The sequence below is a fragment of the Treponema sp. C6A8 genome, assembly GCF_000619925.1.
In the GTDB taxonomy this organism is placed as follows: domain Bacteria; phylum Spirochaetota; class Spirochaetia; order Treponematales; family Treponemataceae; genus Treponema_D.
This window is the reverse complement of the sequence record NZ_JHVB01000007.1, coordinates 53,624-73,911: the sequence shown is the minus strand read 5'-3', so window position 1 is coordinate 73,911 and position 20,288 is coordinate 53,624. Positions and strand designations below refer to the sequence as shown.

Here is a 20,288-nt window from a genome sequence, read left to right as displayed (position 1 = left end):
CTTATGGGGTAATTTAGTTCAGTGCCTCTTTAAGAACCTTAAGGTTATCTTCCATAATCTTAAGATAAGTTGTGCCTGCGGCGGCATCTTTTAAGGTTGTAGACTGAATTGAATCCATTGTCAGAACTTTGGCATTCTTCTTTTTTGAGTTCTGAATGATTGTCTGGGCGATTTTTCCGTCGCCAGTTTCAATTTTGAGGACAGAATTTAAGCCAAGTTCGTCTACTTTTTTAGACAGGAAGACTACAGTTTCAAAGCTGGCTTCTGTTTCGGCAGAGCAGCCTACGAATGCCGCATAATAATCAAGTCCGTAATCGTCTGTAAGGTAGCGGAACGGGAAGCGGTCACCAAAGAGGATTGTCTTTTTTGAAGCCGAAGCGACTGCCGCTGTGTAAGCCTTATCCAGAGCGTCGAGTTTTGCAGCGTAAGCATTGCAGTTTGCCTTGTAAGAAGCAGCGTTTGCAGGATCTTTTTCACAGAGGACAGCTGTAATTTCTGCAGACAAAATCTTTGCATTGCGGAGAGAAAGCCATACGTGCTCGTCATATTCAACTTCTTCGTCATCATCGTGATGGTGGTGGTGACCTTCTGCTTCGTGATCATGGTCTTCGGCATCGTGGTCGTGATCTTCGTGTTCTTCCTCTTCTGCCTGCATACCTTCCTTAATTTCTTCGGCTTTTACCTTATCGCCAAGAACTTCAAGAAGATTGATAACCTTCATATTTTTGTTGCTTGCATTTTTGAGGGCGTCTTTTACCCAACCGTCACTTTCTCCGCCAACGTAGATAAAGATATCAGCTGTAGAGATTTTTGCGATATCCTGAATTGAAGGCTGGTAAGAGTGAAGGTCAACGCCGTTACCAACAAGAAGGGTAAGCTGAGTTGAAGCAGCCTTGTCGCCAAGAATTTCGCGGGTCCAGTCGTATTCTGGGAAAATTGTGGTTACGACTTTGAGCTTGTCGTTTTTAGCTGATTTTTTTGCCGCAAAAGTTGATGTTGTAAGTGCAGCAAAAACTGTAAGTATTAAAAATAATTTTTTCATAAAAAAACTCCTTGTTTCTATTTGTCCTGAAGGTAAAGCCAGGCGTTGCGGGGTGGCGTCTGAACCCCGCAGAGGGGGTAGCGTAAGACCGCGCAGCGGGCTGGAGCGAGGGGGAGACTTTCCCCCCCCCCTAAAACCTAGCACCTAAAACCTAGCACCTATTTTTACGCAATAGCCTTCTCATCTAAACAACTCTTAAGAGCTGCTGTGATTTTATCCTTGTTATATCCTTTTCCGATGATGACAAGCTGATTAACTCTGTCACCGAATTCTTCGTCCCAGGCCTCTTTTACGTCTGGATTGTATTCAAGATATTCCTGCTTCTGCTTTTCTTCCAGTGCATCTATCCAGTAAGCAACTGTCATTACAGAAGAATTACGGCCTGCCTGCTCAAAAAGCTGAACATTAGCATCTGCATCGCTGAACCAGATGTAGCCCTTTGCGCGGATAAGCTCTTTTGGATAATTGTTGTTTACAAAATTCATAAAGCGCTCGCGGTTGAAAGGACGTTTTTCTTCAAATACAAAGCTCGAAATTCCGTATTCGCCGGTACAGCCCTGACTTGCACGGTTTGGTTCGTTCAGACTGTTGATTGCCTTCTGAATTGCAGAAGATGAATCAATCTGTTCGTAATCAAAAGGTTTTGTTGTTGTAATCTGGTCAATGTCGATATTTCCGTTTACGCTGTGAAAAATCGGAGCGCGTGGCTGGAAGTCGCGGATAATGGCTCCAACTTCAGCCAGCTGCTTTTCGTTGAGCAAATCACATTTATTGAGGACGATGAAATTGCAGAATTCAATCTGATCAACAATGAGGGTAGAAATTTCTTCTGCAGTAAGGTTGTTCTCGTCGGTGCTTTCTTTATCTGCTTTCTTTTTAAGGTCATCAAGGAATTCGCGGTAGATTCTGTCTGCATCAACAACTGTAACAACAGAGGTGAGGTAAACGTTTGTGTCGGGATTGTCATCTTCGTAGGCAAGGAAGCTTGCAGAAACAGCGCCCGGGTCAGAAATTCCGGATGCTTCTACGAATACGACATCAACAGTATCGAGATTAGAGATTTTTTCAATCTGCTTGATGAACTCTTCGCGGAGTGTACAGCAGATACAGCCGTTCTGAAGCTCGAACATAGGACATTCTGTAACATTCGAGCCGTTTTTCTTGAGGATTTCAGCATCTACATTGATGCTTCCCATATCATTTACAATCAGGGCAACGCGGCGTTTTTCCTGTCGCAAAAGATTATTAAGCAAAGTTGTTTTTCCAGAGCCAAGATAGCCGGTAATGAGGACTACGGGCTTTTTATTTTTATAATTTTTCTTCATTTAGTAATATTCCCTTGTGTAAGCGAGCCGGTCAGAGCTCGCGGTGTTTAATAGCAAAGCGTTAAAAAAAATTGCGATGCAGCAATTTTTTAGCTTTACAAACTCGTTTACTGAATTTCCCGCACTAAATCACCAGTTTGACTTTCTGCTTTACAAGGGTTGCCGGCACAAAGAGCATCGCAGAAAGAACAATGATATTTAATATATAGAAGAAACTGATAAACTCTGCCGTTTCTGCATTTGCAGTCGGGCTTGTTTTTTTATTGGCGCGGATTATCTGAAGTACAAGACATACAGGACAGTCTTCTTCATGGCAGCTGGCTTCGTGTCCGCTGTGGAAGGCTTCAAAAGTCAGGGCAGATAAAAGAGCGAGAATGATGATTGCGGCAAGGCAGGTAATAAAAGAGGTTAGGGTACGTTTTTTATTCGACATCATTTTCTGCCTCTTTTTTATTTGCGCAGTCAGTGCAAAGTCCGTAAAAAACCGTTCTAAGTGGATTGATTACAAAACCGTGTTCAGTTTTAAGGTGCCCCCCAAGCTCTTCAAGTTCATCGCATTCAAGGTGGATAAGGCGGCCGCAAAGTTCGCATTTTAAGTGGAAGTGCTGTTCGTTTTTGCTGCAGTTTTCTCCTGCATATTCAAAGCAGGCTGCAGAATGGTCATCTATAAAATACTTCTGTATTTTTCCTTCGTTTACAAGCTTTTCCAGCTGGCGGTAAATTGTTGCAATTCCAATAGAAATCTTTTTTTCTTCAAAATGAAGGCGTACATCTTCTGCAGTAAAATGCTTTCCCTGCATTTCACGAAGATAAGAAAGAAGAAGTTCCTGCTGTTTTGTTTTATAGACTGTTTTCTGCATTTTTTGACCGCAATTTGATAACGGTTATCAAAATTACAGTAAGCAAATAAAAAAGTCAATAGAATTTGAGAATTATTCTCAAATTTAACAAATGCAGTTTTTGCCGTGGCGCTTTCCGTAGTAGAGCTTTGCGTCGGCCTCTTCAAGCACTGCATGAGCCTCTTTTCCGCGCTCAAAGGCTGTAAGTCCGATTGTTACCGTCACCGGAACGCTCACTCCCTCGCGGTAGCGCACGGGGTCTTTTGCAATATCCTTTCTGATGCGCTCGGCTACAAGCTGGGCTGTTTCAAAATCAGTCTGCAAGAGCACAAGGATTTCCTCGCCGCCATAGCGAAAGACATAGTCGTCCTTTTTTACGCCCGTAGTCACCGTGTAAGCAACCCGGCGCAGCACCTCGTCTCCGCAGTCGTGACCGTGCGTGTCATTCACGTGCTTAAAATCGTCGATATCCATCATCATAAGACAGAAGGATGCTTTTCCGGCTTCAACCTTCTCGCAGGCACTTTTTAGATAAGCGCCCATGCCGCGGCGGTTCAAGAGATTGGTCAACGGGTCGTAATTTGCATGGCGCTCAAGCTCTTCCACCAGATATTTTCCGCCAAAATAGGTGATAAAAAGCAGCGTAAGAATCGTAAGGCCTATACAGAAAAGCCGCAGTACCAGCGTCGGATAAAACAAGGGGTCTGCAGAAGAAAGGAACATGTATTTTCCGTGCACAATCCACGAAATGACCGTAGAGGCTGTCAGCAGAAAAGACAGGATGGACGTAAAGCGAATGTCGAAGAAAACGATGGTGAGCGCAATAAAAAAGAAAAGGTATGCCCACCATTCCCGGTCAGGAATCATATAGGAGATGAAATTCCACTGGGCGACTACGAGAAAGCCGACAAAACGCTTTCCCTGCTTAATTTTTTCCGGCCGGATGATTCCAAACTCGTCCTTGCAGGTGCGGAAAAGATAGACTGCAATCGCAAAGTAAAAGACGTTTACCACATCATACACGGCAAGCAGGCGAGATGGGATGTCAGGCCACCAGCCTAAAAGCCGGAAAATGGTAAAGACAAAAGCCGAGGTCGTTGCTCCCGTCAGGGGCAGCACTACGATAATCCTGAATGCCCGGTTCAGGTATGCGTCTATCGAAGACATTTCGCACTGTTCCATGGAATAATTTTAAGGGATAACCAGTGTGCTGACAAGAAAAAAGCGCGGCGTTTTGCCATTGGTAGCTCTTTGTGCTACACTAATCTCTCGATGAAACATTTTTTTGCGCATGCGGCTCTGATTGTCTTCTGCACAGGTGTACTTTTTTCGCAGGAGCTTACCCCGTCAGACAAACCGCCACAGAGCGACACGGCTGAAAGCGCCGCAAACACCGAAAAGGCCGTCACGCAGCTGTGGACGCTGGACTTTATGCTGCTTGCCCGGGAACTGATCGCGGGCGGCATCGGGTTTGGCGTGCAGTACGAGCGGCAGATTTTTCCGCATTATGCATTCAAAGGCTATTTTGGTCACGCGACAATGAACACCAGCTGGTGCGACTATTACTGTACGACCGTCACACTGGGGCTGTTCACCGAATGGTACCCGCTCAGCAAAGAACTGCGGAAACTCTATGTCGCGATGGGAAGCTATTTTGACTACTTAGGCTACATCAGCAAAACTGAAGACACCGAGGACATCAGCGGAAACGTCGTCTCTTTCGTGCCCCAGCTCGGCTACAAGTTTTCGCTCCCCAAGCATTTTCTGCTTGACGTATTCGTTGGCTACAAGCTTCCGTTTATCGTCGAAGCCGAAGCCCACGGCCGCGCCGAAACTTATCTGAAGCACGGCGTCCAATACGGGGTGGGACTAAAGCGCACTCTGTAACAATGTGCATAATGTTGTATTTCTTTTGCTTCTAACAAGTGCATTAAATTTATTTATTGAGTATAGAGACCAAAAGAAAAAACAGAATAAATAGTTGGCAGCTTTAGTCATTCCCCTAAATCTGACATAGAGTACTTTGATGAGTATATTGACGAGTACAAAACTTCTCCCCTGGAATATTGAAATTACTCCATATAAGATTCGTGGAGAATGGATTTAAATTGTGGTATAATTATGTACTTCATTCCTTCGTTACCGCTCCGGAACTGCCCTTCAGGGCAGCCCCAACAATCCCTTACGCAGATAGAAATTTTGAAATATGTGTGATATTTTAATACTAAATGGAAAATTTAAAATACAGTAAAGAACAAGTTATTCTTATTTTTCTGTTTATTACATCATTTATTATTTTAGCTGGGTATAATTATATAAAACTTTCACATCTAAAAAAATATGGAGTAATTGAAACTGTAATTGTCAATTCTTATTCATTAGAAACTAAAACTTCATCAAGGAAAGGTATATCAAAGTATCATTATAAAGCAAAAATAGAATACCATTTACAGGATGATGATGTAATTCAAATTTGTAATTTAGATTTCCGCCCTTCTGATGAATACTATGAAAATAAAAAAATAGAAATTATTCGAAATCCAAAGAATGGTTTCAAACTTCCAATAAACGAACTCAATACTTTTAAGAAAAATAAAATACATGAATATATCATTTTCATTATTGCTTTCATTTTAATTATGTTTTTAGCTGGAAAATTTAAAATAGATAATCACTCTCAGGGAGCCCTCTCATGAACGAAATCCTCAAGTCTCTCGGTATCGAAGGTGAATGGGAAGGAATCTGATACTGCGCTGTCGGATACAGAATATCTTTCTTCAATCTTTGAATTAGCCGCAGACACAACCAGCTGGACTGATTCAAACTGGTCAGAACTTCTTCCTTGGAACATTAAATTGATTAAAAGATCAGATGTTTCAGCAGTCTCAATAGCCTGAAAAAGCGGAAAAATGACGCTTACGAGAAACTTAATACTTAGGTTTTCAAGAAAGAAATATACACCATATCATATTTGCTACAGTATAATGAAATATATTTGAAGTATCTGGAGCCCAAATGTGTAGTAGAAAGGAGCTAATTTGTAAATGAATAATAGTGAAAGTCTACACGATATCATCTTCGTCACCGATAAATACGGCAGACGAAATAAAACAGGTGATATAGAAAAACTACAATATGATTCTCGTAAAGATGTGTATTACATCACATACAAAGATGGAAAAACATATCCGTGCAGAAGTGCTGATCTTCAGATAATCAAAAACTGTCTTAAAGATAAACAGTCAGCTACAGTTTTTGATTACCTTCTGCAGATGGCTCAGTTCAGTGACATTAAAAATGATGAAGGTCAGAATCTTCTTGTAAAGAATCTTGAAAAATCAAAGTTTGTAAATGAATATTCAGTTTTAGCAAGATACTTAAATCCTAAAAAAGGTAAAGAAGAAAAATCAAAAATACAATCTCTGATATTTCCATTTGGCTGTAATAACAGTCAGTTTAAGGCTGTAAGTACGGCATTGAATAACCAGGTAAGTATAATTCAAGGGCCTCCTGGAACTGGAAAAACTCAGACTATTCTAAACATAATTGCAAATCTTTTGATGCATGATAAAACTGTTTTGATTGTATCAAATAACAATGATGCAACCAGAAATGTTTATGAAAAACTTGCTTCCGATAAGTATGGGCTTGGATTTATCTGTGCTTTTCATGGAAAAAGGGAAAATATCGAAAACTTTCTGAAGAGTCAGCAGCAGTTCTATCCGGAATATCTTAAAGACTGGAAAAATAAATTGCCAGTTTTGTCTCCGCTCTTGGATGAAGATATCAAACATCTTGGAAAATACTTTGAAGCGAATGAACGTATTTCTACAATTAAATCAGAATTAGCTGCACTTGAAATTGAATCTAAATATTTTGATAACTCAATTACAGATATTTACAGTAATAAAAAGCTATTGAAAAAATCTTCTGATGTTCTGATGGACTTACTCCAGAAGATTCAATTTACTTATGAAGAGAAAGAAAAGTTCGGATTCTTTATGAATCTAAAACTTAAGCTTTCCTTTGGTCTTGGCGAAAAAGGTAACTGGACAGTTAATCCTGACAAGGCAATAGAAACAATTAAAGCTACTTATTATCCTCTTAAAAAGAAAGAACTTGAGAATGAATTAAATGAAAAAGAAAGTATTGTAAAAGGCTTTAATCCTAACGATGTCTATGAAAAATGCTTAACAACTTTAAGAAGTGAAGTTGCAAAGAAATATTCAAAGAAAGCTGAGCGTATACAATTCAAAGATGGTAAAGAAATATATTTTAATCCTGCAAGTTTCGCTAGCGAATATCCTGTAATTCTAAGTACAACTTTTTCTTCAAGAGGAACAATAGGGCAGGGAACAGAGTTTTTGTTTGACTATGTAATCATGGATGAAGCTTCTCAGGTTGATGTTGTTACCGGAGCTTTGGCTTTATCATGTGCAAAGAATGCTGTAATTGTAGGTGATAAAATGCAGCTTCCAAATGTTATTGAGGAACAAAAAAGACAAGTTGTACAGGAACTTTTTGAACAAACTAAACTACCTGCAGGATATAATTACATTAACAGTTTTCTTGCTTCTCTTGAACAGGTCCTTCCTGATACACCTCAGACTTTACTTCGTGAACATTACCGCTGCCATCCTAAAATTATCAATTTTTGTAATCAGCAGTTTTATGGTGGTAAACTTTTAATAATGACGGAAGATAAAGGGGAAACTGATGTTCTTGAAGCAATTAAAACAACTCCAGGTAACTTCTGTAAAGACCATTATAATCAGCGTCAAATTGATGTAATCAAAGAAGAGATTCTTCCTAAATACACTAAAGAAGAAATTGCAAATCTTGGAATTATTGCACCATATAATAATCAGACTGATGCAATACGTTCTCAAATCCCTGGTATTGATGCAGCTACGGTTCATAAATATCAGGGACGGGAAAAAGATAATATTATTATTTCTACAGTTGATAATGAAATTACGAGTTTTGCTGATGATGCTAATATGCTTAATGTCGCAATATCACGAGCGAAGAAAAAACTTGCTGTGGTCTTGTCTGGAAATGAGCAGCCAGAAAACTCTAATCTTGTCGCTTTATTAAAATATATCCAGTACAACAATTTTTCTGTTGAAGAAAGTAAGGTTAATTCAATTTTTGATTTCTTCTATACAAAAGATACTGAAGCTAAGTTTAAGTATCTTAAGGTTGCCAACAAAATATCAAAGTATGATTCCGAAAATGCAATGAATACGCTGCTTACAAATATCTTTGAAGAACCTAAATATTCTAAGTTTAGTTTTGTGTTTGAAATGCCTTTGAAAGATGTTGTGAATAAAAACTATATGAGAGAGCTTCCAGAAGAACTTTCGACATTTGCAAATCGGAGCTGGGCTCATGTGGACTTTACAGTTTTCAATCGAGTAACAAAAGAGATTCTTTTTGGAATAGAAGTGGACGGCTATAACTATCATAAAAAGGGAACAAAACAGGCTGAACGAGACTTAAAGAAGAATGCTATATTTGAACAAATTGGATTACCGCTTTTGAGATTAAGTACAAAAGGTTCGGGAGAAGAAAACAAAATAAAAGCACAATTAGATACTTATTTGGGAGTAACAGAATGATAGAAAAAAATAATGCTAATCCTTTCGAAATAGACTTTGACTCATACATTCTCCAGAGTGAACCAGAAAAACAGGAAAACGGAAAGCTCTGGCAGACTGCTATCGGCTTGCAGCAGGTAGATGGACTTACTCCTTCAAAATATCTTTACGAAACTGCAAAGCGAAATATTGATGGTGAGATTACAATTGAAGAGGCCAGGCAGCTTATTGATTCTTATTATCAAACTCGCCAGGGCAGAACAGAAGATGAAGATGAAGATGATGCAGAAGAAGCAGATAAAGTTTCTGTACGTATCCGTGAAATACTTGCAGAGAAAACTTTCAGCTTTACACCGGATTTGCTGCTTTCTATTCATAAACGTTTATTTACAGGTGTGTTCTACAAGGTAAAGGCTGGACGATTCCGGGATTATAATATTTCTAAACGTGAGTGGGTTTTAGATGGTGAATCTGTCCTATATGCAAATGCCGATATGATTCGTCAGACATTGGAATATGATTTTGGCCAGGAAAAGTCTTTTGACTATTCTAAGCTTTCTAAAGAAGATACTATAAAACATCTTACTCGGTTTATTGCAAACATCTGGCAGATTCATCCGTTTGGAGAAGGTAATACCAGAACAACTGCTGTTTTCACAATTAAATATTTGAACTCTCTTGGCTTTGAAGTAAACAATGAACCATTTGAAAAGAACAGCTGGTATTTCCGTAATGCTCTGGTTCGTGCAAATTATACCAACATGAACAAGGGTATTTACATGAATACAGAATATCTGGAAAGATTCTTTCGTAATTTGCTGCTCGGTGAAAAGAATGAACTTAAGAACAGATATTGCCACATCAAGTATAATGAAAAAACAGTAAATGAGGTTACTCAAAACGTTACTGTAAACGTTACTGTAAAATTCACTGCAAATCAGAAAAAGATTCTTGAAGAAATAAAGAAAAATCCGTTTGTAACACAGGAAAAATTAGCAGAGATTGTTGGTATTACTCGCAAGAGCATAATTGAGAATATGAAGAAACTTCAGAATCAAAAAATTATTAAACGAGTTGGTGCCGACAAAAACGGGCATTGGGAAATTATATGAAAGTAATAGTCAGTGCCTGTCTTGCCGGTGATAACTGCAAATATAACGGCGGGAACAACCTCAATCAGAAAATGATGGAGTTTCTCCAGACTCACGAAATGATAAAAGTCTGCCCTGAAGTTTTGGGCGGACTTCCCACTCCGCGGCCTTCTGCAGAAATTGTAGACGGTCAGGTTATGAACACCGAAGGGAAAAACATCACAAAAGAGTTTTCCCTCGGTGCTCAAAAAGCTTTTGAAATTGTCCAGCAAGAAAATCCTGATTTGATAATTCTCCAGAGTCGAAGTCCTTCATGTGGGATTAAGCAAATTTATGACGGAACTTTCTCTGGCAAGAAAATCCCAGGACATGGACTTTTTGCAGAACTTTGTATTAAGGCCAGATATAAGGTTCTGGATATTGAAGATATTGATGACTATTTATCACACAATTAAGTTATAGTGATGCACAAAGAGTAACTGACCTTATTCCAAAATCTCACCATCCCGACTAATTACAATGACACGCCAGGGAAGGAATTTTCCGCTTGCTTTAAGGGCATCTGTTGCAGCACGTTCAAGTCCTCCGCAGCAGGGAACTTCCATTCTAACAATAGTAAGACTTTTTATGTTGTTCTGACTTATAATCGCTGTAAGCTTTTCTGTGTAGTCGCCTTCATCTAGTTTTGGACAGCCGACAAGCGTAATGTGATTCTTGATAAAATCCCTATGGAAAGCAGCGTATGCATAGGCTGTACAGTCAGCGGCAATCAGAAGATTTGCATTTTCATAAAAAGGTGCCTGAACAGGAAGCAGTTTGATTTGAACCGGCCACTGCATCAGTTCGCTTTTTACTGCTGTTTTCGCTGAAGATTCATTTTCTGAGTCACATGAGGTCTGAGCCCTATTAAACGTATGCATTGCACTTCCAGGGCAGCCTCCAGAATGAGGATGTAGCATAGGACTTTCCTCCTGCTGCCGGGCAAGAATCTGCTTTCTCTTTTCTACAGCCTGCGGATCATATTCTGCACATTCCCGCTCGTCAATTGTAATTGCACCTGCAGGGCAGGCCGGAAGACAGTCTCCAAAACCATCACAAAAATCATCACGTAAAAGATGAGCCTTTCCATTTTCCATAACAATTGCATTTTCGTGGCAGGCAGAAGCACATAAACCACAGCCAGTGCATTTTTCCTCATCAATCTTAACAATCTTTCTAATCATAATTAACCTCGATTTAATCCTTTTTACGGTTTTAATTTACCAGCAGGGAATGAAAAAGAATGTTGTTAAAACAACAAAAATCAAATAAACTAGAAATATGAATATCCTTGAACTGATTAAACATCCTCTTTTTACAGGCCTTGATGAAAAAAGCCTGCCAGAGGCATTAAAGCTTTTTGAAAGTTCAGAAAAGGCTCTAAAGAAAGGGGCGTGTATTTTTAATTCAGGAAGCATAACAGAAGTAATGGGCTTTGTACTTGAAGGACGAATTCAAATAGAAAGCACAGATTACTGGGGAAATAAAACTATTATTGATAATCTTGGAAGCGGAAAGGTTTTCGGAGAGACTTATGCCTTAACAGGTAAACCTTTGATGGTAGATGTTGTTGCTGTTGAAGATTCTAAGATTATGATGATAAAACCCAGGAATATTTTTCTTCACAGCAACAATAAAATTAATTCGGTTCTGATTAAAAATATTCTGCAGATTAGCATGAATAAAAATCTTCATCTTTCACAGCGTATATTTCATACAAATGCAAAGACAATCAGAGGAAGACTTCTGGCATATCTTTCATCCTGCCTTCCTGCAAAAAGCCCTCATGCTGAATTTGATATTCCTTATGACAGGCAGCAACTTGCAGATTATTTACAGGTAGACCGTTCTGCTTTAAGTGCCGAACTCAGCAAAATGAAAGCTGACGGCCTGATTGATTACTGGAAAAATCATTTTAGACTTTTACATCTGGATTAGATTCACCAAATTAGGAAGATAACGCTTTTTATTATTCCATGATGGATACAGGATGTATTAATAGTTTTTACTATTCTAACATAACGATTGTCGGAAAAAATATCAATTAAAGCTGTATGCATTTCATCGGCGGAAACCTGCATCTTGTCGGAAAGTCATTTAATATAAATCCTCTTTGAAGTATGCTTTAGTCACTCGTAAGATGGAGGATAAAATTATGAAAGCTTTGCGGAATTATGTCATTGCGACATATCTTGTATTCTGGTTTATGGTTTTGGGCCTGTGCGGAAGTGCAAGCATGGTTTTTCACTGTCCGCCTGTCGTTATGAGGATTCTTTCGAATGTTTGTGCCTGGTCTCCCACAATTGTCCTGCTTGCAGGTTTCAAATATTTTGTACCGGGCAAAAGCATCAGGGAATTTTACAGGAAGGCTTTTGGCGGGGATTTTACCTCCTTTTCCCTTGCCGCAGCTTGCCTGCTTACACTTTTTGCCACCCTCATTTCAGTTTTTATTCTTTCGCTGATTGAGGGGAGGGCATTTTCTTCTTACTGGAGCCTTGGCTCATATCCCTTATGGGCTTCCATTTTGTTTTCAATAACAAGCGGCCCTACTGGGGAAGAGTCGGGCTGGCGGGGATTTGTTCGCCCCCGTCTTAACGTCCGCTACGGATTTTTCAAGGCTTCAGTAATCCAGGGGCTTATCTGGGCTTTCTGGCACACGGTCTTGTGGTTTGTGGATTCAGATTTTTTTGGCTGGCAGATGATTCCTTATGTGCTTTCAAACGTGATTGTAATGACCGGCCTCTGCTTTATCATGAATTTCTTTATGATAAAGCACGACAATCTGATTTATGGAATCGCAGTTCACTTTTGCTTCAATTTTCTCTACTGCTTCCTTAAAGTGGATATTTGCTTCTATATAATTTTATCCGTAATTTATATTGTACTGATTGCAGTCCTCTGTTTGGTAAAGGCAAAAATCAAATGTGTCAGATCTGACATTGCACAAGACTAATCCTTTGATAATAATGTTTTTTAAGGAGTCTAATCATGAAAAAGTTAATCGTTTACTACTCAATGGAAGGAAATACTCATTATATTGCAGATGTCTGGGAAAAGGAAACAAAGTTCCGCATTCTGCGCGGTGGAATTAATTAAAAAATTGAGGTTAAAAAAAAGAAAGATATTTATGAATATAGATTTTGAAATACTTCATGAAGACGATTCTATATATGTAAAAAAAGATAACGGAACTGAAGTAAATTATTTTATTTTTAATGAAGCAGAAATTCATTTAAATAAGATTTCGCCACACACTGTACAGGAATGGCATTTTCATTCAAAAATTGATGAAAATCTTCTGATTACAAAAGGCAAGCTTCTTTGCAAATATAAAGATATAAATGGCTCAATAAAGACTGAATATGCTGAAAAAAACGATGTGATTAGGGTACACAACAGCGTTCATACTTTTGAAAACGATACTGATGAAACTGTTGAATTTGTAGTATTCCGTTATGTTGCCGACGGTAAAGATAAAAGGGAAATTATAAAAAGCGATAAAACAATTGTTCACTAACCGATACTACTTAAAGGACTGCATCCTGTAAAAGCTGATACAGTTGACTGGTGCTACGGTGGTTATTTGAACTAAAAATATTAATAAACACAATAAATATTTAATAGATTTGCAGGTAAGCTTTATTAGGGGGAGCTTACCTGTTTTTTATTGTGGATTTTTATGCTATTCTACATATATGAATCTGCATCAGATAAAAATCGGGGAAACTGTTTGTGTAAAAAAATTGGGCGGTAACGGGGCGTTACGCCAGCACTTTTTAGATATGGGAATTATTCCTGGGGCAGAGATTACTCTTGTAAAGTATGCGCCTCTTGGGGACCCAATGGAATTCCAGCTGCACGGTTATGAACTTACGCTGCGTGTGGCAGATGCAGAAAAAATTGAGGTAAATGCGTTAGGGATAGGAGCGGCGGACGCTGAAAGCGGACGTTCCGAAGGAATGGAACCGCGGATAGCCCGACCTGCCGACAGGCAGGTAACGCCCAATATAATTGCTGACCTTCCAAATGCCTCTCACCCGGGACTTGGTGAAGGTGGAAAATTTCACAATAAAAAAGAAGAAAATCCTCTGCCGGACGGAACTGTGCTTTCTTTTGCGCTGGTGGGAAACCAGAACTGCGGAAAGACGACGCTTTTTAACAAACTGACTGGCTCAAACCAGCACGTGGGAAACTTTCCGGGCGTTACTGTAGACAGAAAATCAGGCCCGATTAAGGGGCAGGCGGACACGCTGATAACTGACCTTCCGGGTATTTATTCCATGTCGCCATACACGAGCGAGGAACTGATTTCGCGCGATTTTGTTTTGCACGAAAAGCCTCACGCCATCATCAATATTGTGGACGCTACCAATATCGAGCGAAACCTTTACCTTACAATGCAGCTTCTGGAGCTGAATATTCCGCTGGTAATTGCCCTCAACATGATGGACGAGCTGACAGCAAACGGCGGTTCAATTGACGTAAACAAGATGGAGCATGCGCTTGGCGTGCCTGTCGTTCCGATTTCTGCAAAAAAAGGGCAGGGAATTGAAGAGCTGATTTCTCATGCAGTGCACGTTGCAAAATTTCAGGAGCGTCCCCTGCGTCAGGATTTCTGTGGTAAGGAAGATAATGGCGGTGCTGTTCACAGAGCCCTTCACGGAACAATTCATTTGATTGAAGATCACGCGGAAAAGGCTGGGGTGCCTATTCGTTTTGCGGCAACTAAGCTTCTGGAAGATGACAAGCGTATTCTTCATAAACTCGACCTTGATGTAAACGAAAAAGAAATGCTTGAGCATATCATCATGCAGATGGAAAAGGAGCGCGGACTTGACCGAAGTGCTTCAATTGCGGATATGCGATTCAGCTTTATTTACCGCCTCTGCGATTTGTGCGTTAAAAAGCCTCATGAAAGCCGCGAGCGGGCCAGAAGTGAAAAAATTGACCGCGTTTTGACAGGACGATGGACTGCAATTCCTTGCTTTTTTGCGATTATGGCGGGTGTCTTCTACCTGACTTTCAACGTGATTGGTGCATGGCTGCAGGGCCTCCTTGAAGCGGGAATCGACTGGCTTACGGTGGTCTGCGATTCCGGCCTTTCTGCAATCGGTGTAAACGAAGTGCTTCACGGCCTTATTATTGACGGTATTTTTGCAGGCGTGGGCAGCGTTCTTTCCTTCCTTCCGATTATCGTAACGCTATTTTTCTTCCTTTCTATTCTGGAAGATTCGGGCTATATTGCGCGGGTTGCCTTTTTTATGGATAAGCTTTTGCGAAAAATCGGTCTTTCGGGCCGAAGCATTGTGCCTCTTTTAATCGGCTTTGGCTGTTCAGTTCCTGCGGTTATGTCTACAAGAACCCTTCCGAGTGAACGCGACCGAAAAATGACGATTTTGCTGACTCCTTTTATGAGCTGCACGGCAAAGCTTCCGATTTATGCCTTCTTTGTAAATGCCTTTTTCCCGGCTCACGGAGGCCTTATTATGACCGGTCTTTACTTTCTTGGAATTGGCGTTGGCATTTTGATTGCCCTTGTTTATAAAAGAACGATTTTTAAGGGCGAGGCTGTGCCTTTTGTAATGGAGCTTCCAAATTACCGTATGCCGGGACTCCGTAACACAGCCCAGCTTTTGTGGGAAAAGGCAAAGGACTTTTTGCAGCGAGCATTTACCGTAATTTTTATTGCTACGATTATTGTCTGGTTCCTGCAGAGCTTCAACTGGAAGATGCAGCTTGTTGATGATGCAGAGCTCAGTATTCTTGCTTCAATTGCGCGTTTGATTTCGCCGGTTATGAAGCCGATTGGTCTTGGTGACTGGCAGATTTCCGTTGCCCTTGTGAGCGGTTTTATTGCAAAGGAAAGCGTTGTTTCTACGCTGGAGATTTTGTTTGCGGGCGGAGTCCAGACTATTATGGGTTCTGTGAGTGCGGCAAGCCTTCTGGTATTCAGTCTCTTGTATTCGCCTTGCGTTGCGGCAATCGCATCTGTAAAGCGTGAGCTTGGCGCTAAGTGGGCAGCCAGCGTTGCCGTATGGCAGTGCGCCCTTGCCTGGTTCTGCGCCCTTGCAGTTTACCTGATTGGCCTTGCAATCGCAGGCTAAGGACAGGCGAAACTATGGTTTATTTTGTTGGAGCCGGCTGTGGTGCCGAAGATTTAATTACTCTTCGCGGAATGAGGTTTTTAGAAAAAGCCGACGTCATCATCTATGCAGGTTCCCTTGTAAACCCAATGCTTTTGGATTACGCTCATACCGGCTGCGAAATTCATAACAGCGCAGAAATGACGCTGGAAGAAGTAATTGAAGTTATAAAAAGGGCAGAGAAGGCCGGTAAAATGACCGTCCGCCTGCACACAGGAGACCAGAGCCTTTACGGTGCTGTCCGCGAACAGATGGACGAACTTGACCGTCTGGGCATTTCCTATGAAAGTGTACCCGGTGTATCAGCCTGTTTTGGAGCGGCTGCTTCCCTGAATCTTGAATATACGCTTCCCGGCATTTCTCAATCGCTGATTATAACCCGTATGGAAGGAAAAACCAAAGTTCCTGAGAAAGAAAGCATTCAGTCTTTTGCCGCTCATGGTGCTACTATGGCAATTTATTTGAGCAGCGGAATGACAGAAGAACTGTCCCGCCGCCTGATTGAAGGTGGATATGAGCCGGAAACTCCTGCTGCAATAATTTACAAAGCCACTTGGCCGGATGAAGAAAAGTACTTCTGCACGGTGGCGACACTGCATAAAACTGCCACTGAACACAAAATTACCAAAACCGCGCTGATTCTTGTGGGAAAGGTTCTTGCTCAGGGGGCGGTAAAGAGCACTGATGACTCGGGAAGCTGCACTCTTAATTACGAAAAATCCCGCCTCTATGCCCCAGATTTTGAAACCGAATTCCGGAAAATCCGGGAAGGAGGCTCAAATAAATGATTATTTCAGTCTGTTCTTTTTCCGAAAACGGCCAGGAATGGGAAAAAGTTCTGAAATTCCAGCTGCCGGACATAATCTGGATTACAAAAGCTCACGAAGAAAAGCCTTCTGAATGGGCAAAAACTCAGTTTGCAAAACGCCTTCCAATTCTTTTCATCGGCTCAGTCGGGATTGCTGTTCGCATTATTGCCCCTCTGGTAAAAGATAAGTTTCTAGACAGCCCTGTAATGGTAATGGATGAGGGCGGCCGTAACCTGATTCCAATTTTAAGCGGCCACATCGGCGGCGCCAACGAACTTGCAAGAATGATTGCGGCCAAAATCGGTGCTACTCCAGTTATTACAACCTCTACAGACGTACATAACGTCTATTCAATTGACGTTTTTGCTCAAAAAAACGCCCTCAGAATCATAAATCGCGATGCAATCAAAACCGTCGCAAAGAAATTCATTTCAAAAAAGGAAATCTGGATAAAGATTCCCCGCAATTTTGACCTGGGAGAAGAAACAATCCCCGAATCAATTGTAATTGCCTATGAAGACGAGCAGGTGACCTGTGATGTAGAAATTGTCCTTACAGACCAGAGGGCAGGGGAAATCCTGCAAGCTGACCCCGACACCCTGGTTCTCATTCCAAAAAAATACTGTATCGGAATGGGCTGCAAAAAAGGAAAGACTTTTGAAGAATTAAAGGGATTTTTGCAAGCTACACTGGACTCTCAGAAGGAAAATTTTCTTGAAAATATCTCTGCCATTTCTTCAATCGACATGAAAAAAACAGAAATCGGACTGGTAAACCTTGCCCAATATTATCACGTAGATTTCAAAACCTATACAGCAGATCAGCTGAAACTCATTCCGGAGCCGGAAAGCGGTTTTTCAAGTTCAGATTTCGTGCAGGAAGTTACCGGTATTTCAAACGTCTGTGAACGCGCCGCTCTGGCTTGCGCAGGAGAAGGGGGCCGTCTTATAATAAAAAAAACGGCCTCAGACGGCATGACACTTGCAGTTGCTGAGCGCATCCCAAAAATCATTACCTGGGAAACAAGGAATTAGCATGATTTATATAGTAGGAATCGGCCCCGGCAAAACCAACGGCATGACAATAGAAGCCCGCGCAGCTCTTGAAGCCTCAGATGTAATTGTCGGCTACGGAGTTTATATAGACCTTGTACGTGAAAGCTTCCCAAATAAAGAATTCGCCCAGACCTCAATGGGAAAGGAAATAGAACGCTGTAAGCTCTGCTTTGATTTTGCCCTGCAGGGAAAGACCGTTTCCATGATTTGCAGCGGAGACGCAGGCGTTTACGGCATGGCAGAGCCGATTTTATCCCTGCAAAACGAAAATTCTGCCTGGCAGGGGGTAGAAATCAGCATAATTCCCGGGGTTACGGCAGCCACAAGCGGGGCAGCAGAGCTTGGAGCGCCGCTTAATCACGATTTTTGCGTCATCAGCCTCAGCGATCTTCTTACTCCCTGGGAAATAATCGAACGCCGCCTTCAAGCTGCAATCACAGGTGATTTTGCCATCGCTATCTACAATCCTTCCAGCCACAAACGCGCAGATTACCTCAAAAAAGCCTGCGAAATTATGCTGAAAGCCGGCGCCTCACCGGAACGAGCCTGCGGTTACGTCCAGAATATCGGCCGCAGCGGTACCAGAACCTGCACCTGTATGCTTTGTGAACTCCAGAATGCCCTGGTAGACATGTTTACCACCGTTTTTATCGGAAATTCCCAGTCTCAAATCCTAAAAACGCCCGCCGGTACAAAACTCATAACAAAACGCGGGTATAAAATATGAAAGTCCTGATTTTTGGCGGTACAAGCGAAGGCCGCGAGCTTGCCCTCTGCCTTGCAAAAAATAAAATCTCCTGCGAAGTCTGCGTTGCAACCCAATACGGAAGCGAACTTCTTTCCGACCAGGACTGTCTCCATATCCACCAGGGCCGCCTTACCACAGCCGAAATGCTCTACCTTCTGTCCAACGGATTTTCTGCCGTAATTGATGCGACTCATCCCTTTGCCCTCGAGGTCTCTGACAATATTTCACAAGCCCTCAAGCAATATAATGAAGCCGTCCACCCCGGAGACGTAAAAAAATGCCTCCCGCTCCTGCGGTTCGACCGGCAAGCTGCGACTAAGGCAGCTTCCCCCTTATGCAGGCTCTTTACGAATGCCGGGGAGTGTGCACTTGCGCTAAAATCTACCAGCGGAAAAATCCTTCTTACCACAGGCTCCAAAAATCTCTCAGATTTCTGTGCCGACCAGGATATTCGCTCCCGCCTTGTCGTTCGGACACTTCCTTCAACAGAAAGCCTGGAACTATGCATTAATAACGGACTGCAGGGCAACCAGATTCTTGCCATGCAGGGGCCTTTTTCAAAGGAAACCAATGCCGCTCTTATCCGACAATACGGCATTTCAGTTCTTGTAACAAAGGAAAGCGGCACTGCCGGCGGTTATCAGGAAAAACTTGAAGCCTCCGGGGAATGCGGAATTCCAGCTTTTGTCATAAAAAAGCCTCAAAACTCTTCTTCTCAGGCCGAAATTTATTCAAATTTCAGCGCTCTTTTTGCCCGTCTGGAAGAAATTCTTAGTGTAAAAATCAATTTTACGCCAAAACTTCAGCTTACTCTTGCCGGCGCTGGAATGGGAAATCCTGACACCCTGACACTTGCCGCTAAAAAGGCGATTGCAGAGGCCGATTACATTTTTGGCGCCGAACGCGTCCTTGAAACAGTCAGAAACCTGGCTACGACTACCAAAATCCACCCATTATACCTTGCAAAAGACATAATTCCTATTTTGCAGGAAGCCCGAAGCTCAACTTGCAGCCAGGAAATCCGTGCAGTAGTCCTCTTTTCCGGCGATACAGGCTTTTACAGTGGCGCAGATGCCTTTTACAAGGAAGCAGAAAAGCTACCGGCCACTCAAGTTGAAATCATTCCCGGTATTTCCTGCGTCCAGTATTTATGCGCAAAATTCCATAAAAACTGGCAGAATTACGAATTTTTAAGCCTTCACGGAGTTAAAAAGGCTGATTGGGTTAATAAATTATCAGATATTGTATACAATAATAGACAAATATTCTTTATTACATCAACTTTTTCAGACCTGCAGGATCTTTCAGAAGAAATTTCAAAGTTATTACAGGCAAAATCTGCTGATGCAGACATCTCAAAAGCGAAAATCTTCCTTGGCTTTAATCTTTCTTATTCAGATGAAAAACTCTCGGTAATTTCCCTGCAAGAATGCTCCAAAATTTCAGCTCCAGGCCTTTATTGCGGGATAATAGAGTATTAATTCAAAGAATTGGGGTTATAAGCCGCCTTTCCATAATGTGTATTCTGTCTACCTAAATATATATATTATAAAGAATTAGATAACTTATATACCCATCATACACTACTTCAACAAAA

The 20,288-nt window shown here is 41.4% G+C and carries 20 protein-coding genes; 14 read left to right on the top strand and 6 right to left on the bottom strand.

The genetic code is table 11. The features are described 5' to 3' along the window. Nucleotides 1–13: 13 nt before the first annotated feature. From T530_RS0107210 to T530_RS14760, 5 genes are all read right to left on the bottom strand, one after another. Complete coding sequence (locus T530_RS0107210) at nt 14–1,042, bottom strand: metal ABC transporter substrate-binding protein (RefSeq protein ID WP_027728430.1); 1,029 nt, start codon at nt 1,040–1,042, stop codon at nt 14–16. Between the two features lie 164 nt (nt 1,043–1,206). Then, nucleotides 1,207–2,367: a GTP-binding protein gene (locus T530_RS0107205; protein WP_027728429.1), complete on the bottom strand. Its 1,161-nt coding sequence runs from the start codon at nt 2,365–2,367 to the stop codon at nt 1,207–1,209. A 124-nt stretch (nt 2,368–2,491) separates the two neighbouring features. Then, a complete protein-coding gene (locus tag T530_RS0107200; RefSeq protein WP_027728428.1) occupies nt 2,492–2,803 on the bottom strand; it encodes a hypothetical protein in 312 nt (103 codons plus the stop codon). Further along, the gene (locus tag T530_RS0107195) at nt 2,790–3,227 is read right to left on the bottom strand and encodes a Fur family transcriptional regulator (RefSeq protein WP_027728427.1); all 438 of its coding nucleotides are present in this window, start codon (nt 3,225–3,227) and stop codon (nt 2,790–2,792) included. The genes T530_RS0107200 and T530_RS0107195 overlap by 14 nt, the downstream gene beginning before the upstream one ends. 84 nt (nt 3,228–3,311) lie before the next feature. After that, the gene (locus tag T530_RS14760; RefSeq protein WP_197018255.1) at nt 3,312–4,220 is read right to left on the bottom strand and encodes a GGDEF domain-containing protein; all 909 of its coding nucleotides are present in this window, start codon (nt 4,218–4,220) and stop codon (nt 3,312–3,314) included. 258 nt (nt 4,221–4,478) lie between these two features. On the opposite strand from T530_RS14760, the gene T530_RS0107185 reads away from it, so the two are divergent. The 5 genes from T530_RS0107185 (at nt 4,479) to T530_RS0107160 (ending at nt 10,352) form a co-directional block, all read left to right on the top strand. Then, nucleotides 4,479–5,093 (top strand): hypothetical protein, encoded by a 615-nt coding sequence (locus tag T530_RS0107185; RefSeq protein ID WP_027728426.1) that lies wholly within the window; start codon nt 4,479–4,481, stop codon nt 5,091–5,093. A 341-nt stretch (nt 5,094–5,434) separates the two neighbouring features. Next, nucleotides 5,435–5,902, top strand: a complete 468-nt coding sequence (locus T530_RS0107180) for a hypothetical protein (protein ID WP_027728425.1) — start codon at nt 5,435–5,437, stop codon at nt 5,900–5,902. A gap of 348 nt (nt 5,903–6,250) precedes the next feature. Then, the gene (locus T530_RS13850; RefSeq protein WP_081773692.1) at nt 6,251–8,827 is read left to right on the top strand and encodes an AAA domain-containing protein; all 2,577 of its coding nucleotides are present in this window, start codon (nt 6,251–6,253) and stop codon (nt 8,825–8,827) included. Then, the gene (locus tag T530_RS0107165; RefSeq protein ID WP_051537887.1) at nt 8,824–9,918 is read left to right on the top strand and encodes a Fic family protein; all 1,095 of its coding nucleotides are present in this window, start codon (nt 8,824–8,826) and stop codon (nt 9,916–9,918) included. The genes T530_RS13850 and T530_RS0107165 overlap by 4 nt, the downstream gene beginning before the upstream one ends. Continuing rightward, on the top strand, nt 9,915–10,352 hold the full coding sequence (locus T530_RS0107160) for a DUF523 domain-containing protein (RefSeq protein ID WP_027728423.1): 438 nt from the start codon (nt 9,915–9,917) through the stop codon (nt 10,350–10,352). The genes T530_RS0107165 and T530_RS0107160 overlap by 4 nt, the downstream gene beginning before the upstream one ends. A 30-nt stretch (nt 10,353–10,382) precedes the next feature. Here T530_RS0107160 and T530_RS0107155 read toward each other — a convergent pair whose 3' ends face one another. Beyond that, entirely contained in the window at nt 10,383–11,120 is a 738-nt protein-coding gene (locus tag T530_RS0107155; RefSeq protein ID WP_027728422.1) for an ATP-binding protein, read from the bottom strand. 97 nt (nt 11,121–11,217) lie between these two features. Between T530_RS0107155 and T530_RS0107150 the strand changes: the two genes are divergently transcribed. From T530_RS0107150 to cobK, 9 genes are all read left to right on the top strand, one after another. After that, nucleotides 11,218–11,874, top strand: coding sequence for a Crp/Fnr family transcriptional regulator (locus T530_RS0107150; protein WP_027728421.1), 657 nt, complete (start codon nt 11,218–11,220; stop codon nt 11,872–11,874). A 217-nt stretch (nt 11,875–12,091) separates the two neighbouring features. Then, nucleotides 12,092–12,889, top strand: coding sequence for a CPBP family intramembrane glutamic endopeptidase (locus tag T530_RS0107145; RefSeq protein ID WP_051537886.1), 798 nt, complete (start codon nt 12,092–12,094; stop codon nt 12,887–12,889). A 35-nt stretch (nt 12,890–12,924) separates the two neighbouring features. After that, on the top strand, nt 12,925–13,032 hold the full coding sequence (locus tag T530_RS15345; protein ID WP_197018254.1) for a flavodoxin family protein: 108 nt from the start codon (nt 12,925–12,927) through the stop codon (nt 13,030–13,032). A gap of 31 nt (nt 13,033–13,063) precedes the next feature. Then, the gene (locus T530_RS0107135) at nt 13,064–13,453 is read left to right on the top strand and encodes a cupin domain-containing protein (RefSeq protein WP_027728419.1); all 390 of its coding nucleotides are present in this window, start codon (nt 13,064–13,066) and stop codon (nt 13,451–13,453) included. 178 nt (nt 13,454–13,631) lie between these two features. Next, nucleotides 13,632–16,040, top strand: coding sequence for a ferrous iron transport protein B (feoB, locus tag T530_RS0107130; protein WP_027728418.1), 2,409 nt, complete (start codon nt 13,632–13,634; stop codon nt 16,038–16,040). Nucleotides 16,041–16,054: 14 nt separating this feature from the next. After that, the gene (cobM, locus tag T530_RS0107125) at nt 16,055–16,867 is read left to right on the top strand and encodes a precorrin-4 C(11)-methyltransferase (protein ID WP_027728417.1); all 813 of its coding nucleotides are present in this window, start codon (nt 16,055–16,057) and stop codon (nt 16,865–16,867) included. Beyond that, a complete protein-coding gene (locus tag T530_RS0107120) occupies nt 16,864–17,922 on the top strand; it encodes a cobalt-precorrin 5A hydrolase (RefSeq protein ID WP_027728416.1) in 1,059 nt (352 codons plus the stop codon). The genes cobM and T530_RS0107120 overlap by 4 nt, the downstream gene beginning before the upstream one ends. 1 nt (nt 17,923) lies before the next feature. Next, entirely contained in the window at nt 17,924–18,670 is a 747-nt protein-coding gene (gene cobJ / locus T530_RS0107115) for a precorrin-3B C(17)-methyltransferase (protein ID WP_027728415.1), read from the top strand. Then, nucleotides 18,667–20,172: a precorrin-6A reductase gene (gene cobK, locus T530_RS0107110; RefSeq protein ID WP_027728414.1), complete on the top strand. Its 1,506-nt coding sequence runs from the start codon at nt 18,667–18,669 to the stop codon at nt 20,170–20,172. Before cobJ ends, cobK begins: the two co-directional genes overlap by 4 nt. Nucleotides 20,173–20,288 lie beyond the last annotated feature (116 nt).